The sequence below is a fragment of the Niallia sp. HCP3S3_B10 genome (genome assembly GCF_052064465.1).
In the GTDB taxonomy this organism is placed as follows: domain Bacteria; phylum Bacillota; class Bacilli; order Bacillales; family Cytobacillaceae; genus Niallia; species Niallia hominis.
Genome location: NZ_JBQHVO010000118.1, coordinates 1 through 2,824, shown reverse-complemented (window position 1 = coordinate 2,824; position 2,824 = coordinate 1). Strand labels below are relative to the sequence as shown.

The 2,824-nt window shown below is 36.7% G+C and carries 2 protein-coding genes and 8 tRNA genes; 1 reads left to right on the top strand and 9 read right to left on the bottom strand.

The window, feature by feature from the left end; translation table 11 throughout:
- Window positions 1-542: 542 nt before the first annotated feature.
- Window positions 543-710 (top strand): aspartyl-phosphate phosphatase Spo0E family protein, encoded by a 168-nt coding sequence (locus ACTNDN_RS24575; RefSeq protein ID WP_109769475.1) that lies wholly within the window; start codon window positions 543-545, stop codon window positions 708-710.
- Window positions 711-814: 104 nt separating this feature from the next.
- On the opposite strand, the gene rocF is transcribed toward ACTNDN_RS24575, so the two are convergent.
- The 9 genes from rocF to ACTNDN_RS24530 all read right to left on the bottom strand — a co-directional run bounded on the left by rocF (window position 815) and on the right by ACTNDN_RS24530 (window position 2,809).
- A complete protein-coding gene (gene rocF / locus ACTNDN_RS24570) occupies window positions 815-1,711 on the bottom strand; it encodes an arginase (RefSeq protein ID WP_109769470.1) in 897 nt (298 codons plus the stop codon).
- Between the two features lie 338 nt (window positions 1,712-2,049).
- Window positions 2,050-2,122: transfer RNA gene (locus ACTNDN_RS24565), tRNA-Lys, on the bottom strand.
- 1 nt (window position 2,123) lies between these two features.
- Window positions 2,124-2,198, bottom strand: a tRNA-Gln gene (locus ACTNDN_RS24560).
- Window positions 2,199-2,242: 44 nt separating this feature from the next.
- Window positions 2,243-2,326: transfer RNA gene (locus tag ACTNDN_RS24555), tRNA-Tyr, on the bottom strand.
- Window positions 2,327-2,357: 31 nt separating this feature from the next.
- Window positions 2,358-2,433 (bottom strand) — tRNA-Thr (locus ACTNDN_RS24550).
- Between the two features lie 27 nt (window positions 2,434-2,460).
- Window positions 2,461-2,536: transfer RNA gene (locus tag ACTNDN_RS24545), tRNA-Val, on the bottom strand.
- Between the two features lie 4 nt (window positions 2,537-2,540).
- Window positions 2,541-2,615, bottom strand: a tRNA-Glu gene (locus ACTNDN_RS24540).
- A gap of 18 nt (window positions 2,616-2,633) precedes the next feature.
- Window positions 2,634-2,706: transfer RNA gene (locus ACTNDN_RS24535), tRNA-Thr, on the bottom strand.
- Between the two features lie 28 nt (window positions 2,707-2,734).
- Window positions 2,735-2,809: transfer RNA gene (locus ACTNDN_RS24530), tRNA-Asn, on the bottom strand.
- Window positions 2,810-2,824: the final 15 nt, after the last annotated feature.

The following is a 2,824-nucleotide window of genomic DNA, read 5'->3' as shown; positions in this document are numbered from 1 at the left end:
AGTAAGCAACAAGCAGCTTAAAAATTTTATAGGAGATAAAATTCTGTAAGTCTGTGTTTCTTTAAAAGCTCGAATTATGAAATTAACTCATGTATTAAAAAAATAAACTGTTTTCGTTCATTATGTTTCTATAGGTGAACAGCTTAAAATAACTTTCATTTCCATTACCTAGCATTTGACCTCTTATGACCTCCTAAGCTTAGCTCTCATGTTTCCCTCTTTCTCCCTTATATTTGCGTGAGTCAGCATGTAATCGAGCGCTCCATATTACTTTTATATATATTAAATAATTTATCTGTAGAACAAAGAACAAAAAAAATATACCACTTTTTAAGAAGTGAAAATTCTCCCTATAATGCACATCTATCTTTTTTAGGATACTCATTCTTATTTTAACAAATAATGCCACATAATGTTTAAAATTTTTAGAATTGGTTATAAAAAAGAGTAATAATATGCTAAAATCAAGACAAGCATTATTGGATTAATGGAGCTTATATTTAATGGAGAAATAATCAAAAAACATATAGAGGGTGAAACAATTGAGTGATAGAAAACTATTAAAAGACATTGAAGAACATCGAGAAATGATGATCTATTTGGCAAACACCACTTCTTTTTCACACCCAACAGTTGTTGACATAAGCACAAAATTAGATTTGCTATTAAATAAATATGAAAAATTAAGTAGTGAATTAACTATTAAATAATAATCAGGTAACTTTATTCCATTTAATCCACTTATGATATGAAAAATAGTGTACTTCCATTCCTACTTTTTTAGGATTTTGGAATAAAGTTACCTCTATAAACTTTATAGTAATTTTTCCCCAAATAAAGACCCCATCAATGCTACTGCTAACGCCGCCGTTTTATTTCTTTCATCTAATATAGGATTGACCTCTACGAATTCAGCAGAAGTAATTAGCCCTGATTCAGCTAGCATTTCCATAGCTAAATGACTTTCCCTATAACTTATTCCTCCTGGTACTGGTGTTCCGACACCTGGCGCATCATTAGGATCTAAGCCATCTAGGTCAAGGGATAGATGGACCCCATCTGTTTTGTCCTTTAAATAACGAACTGTTTCTTCCATTACTTTCGTCATCCCCATCCGGTCTATCTCATGCATCGTAAACACTTTAATTCCCAACTCTTTTATTAACCTGCGCTCACCTTCATCTAAAGATCTTGCACCAATAATCACTACATGCTCTGGTTTAATTTTAGGTGAAATTCCTAGTAAATTGGTTAAACGTTCATGACCATATCCCAAACTAGCAGCAAGTGGCATCCCATGAATATTCCCAGATGGGGAAGTTTCTGCTGTATTTAAATCTCCATGTGCATCATACCAAATGACGCCTAAATTCTTATAATGCTTAGCTAAACCAGCTAATGTGCCGATTGCGATACTATGATCTCCACCTAACACAAGTGGAAAAGACTTTGATTGAATAATTTTATCTACCATTTCTGCAAGCATTTGATTTTTTTCTGCTATTAAATGAAGATTTTTAAGATTACTTTGTTTATCTATTATTGTTTCTGGTCTTCCTACTGCAATATCTCCCCAATCTTCTATAGTAGAAAATAGCTTTGATAATCTTTCAAATATTCCCGCATAACGAATAGCACTAGGTCCCATATCTACGCCTCTACGCATTTGTCCAAGATCCATCGGCATACCAATAATAGTCAGCTTTCTCATGAAAATCCTCCCCAACCGCTTATCTATTTTCCCTATATTGTACCTTTTTCCAAATCGATGACTCAACTCAACATTTCTATGCATATATATGCGAATATTCAAAAAACAAAAACACGATTAAAGAATCTTATCTTCTAAGATAGGTAGACGCACAGTGAGATCATTGGCAACCCATGTTAATGTATCTTTTCAAGCCATCATTCAAATAAAATGTATACCAGCAATATAAATCATTTTATACGCATTTAAAAAGAGCCATTTTCATTTTAAATACTTTATTATATTGTGAATAGAAAGACAAAAAACCAAACACTTATGTGTTTGGTTTAATTTAAAAATGAGCCATGGAGGATTCGAACCTCCGACCCTCTGATTAAAAGTCAGATGCTCTACCAACTGAGCTAATGGCTCGTGGCTGGGCTAGCTGGATTCGAACCAACGAGTGACGGAGTCAAAGTCCGTTGCCTTACCGCTTGGCTATAGCCCAAAAATATAAAAAGGACATATATTTTAATATTGTCCAATGATAAATGGTGGAGGGGGACGGATTCGAACCGCCGAACCCGAAGGAGCGGATTTACAGTCCGCCGCGTTTAGCCACTTCGCTACCCCTCCGATATTCAAACTAATGACAATTTAAAAACAGTGGTGCCGGCTAGAGGACTTGAACCCCCAACCTACTGATTACAAGTCAGTTGCTCTACCAATTGAGCTAAACCGGCACAAATTTATAAACTTTTTAAAAACAATGGTGGAGGATGACGGGATCGAACCGCCGACCCTCTGCTTGTAAGGCAGATGCTCTCCCAGCTGAGCTAATCCTCCATAATGGTGACCCATACGGGATTCGAACCCGTGTTACCGCCGTGAAAGGGCGGTGTCTTAACCGCTTGACCAATGGGCCATATTTTCTTTTTTCGTAAGCTTCCAACCGGGCTCGAACCGGTGACCTCTTCCTTACCATGGAAGTGCTCTACCTGCTGAGCTATGGAAGCACTTTGGCTAACATATAAATTGAAATAATGGCTCCGCAGGTAGGACTCGAACCTACGACCGTTCGGTTAACAGCCGAATGCTCTACCACTGAGCTACTGCGGAATAATATGGTATGCC

Excerpts from the sequence above, each read along its gene's own strand:
- rocF (WP_109769470.1), bottom strand. The coding sequence starts at position 1,711 with ATGAGAAAGCTGACTATTATTGGTATGCCGATGGATCTTGGACAAATG.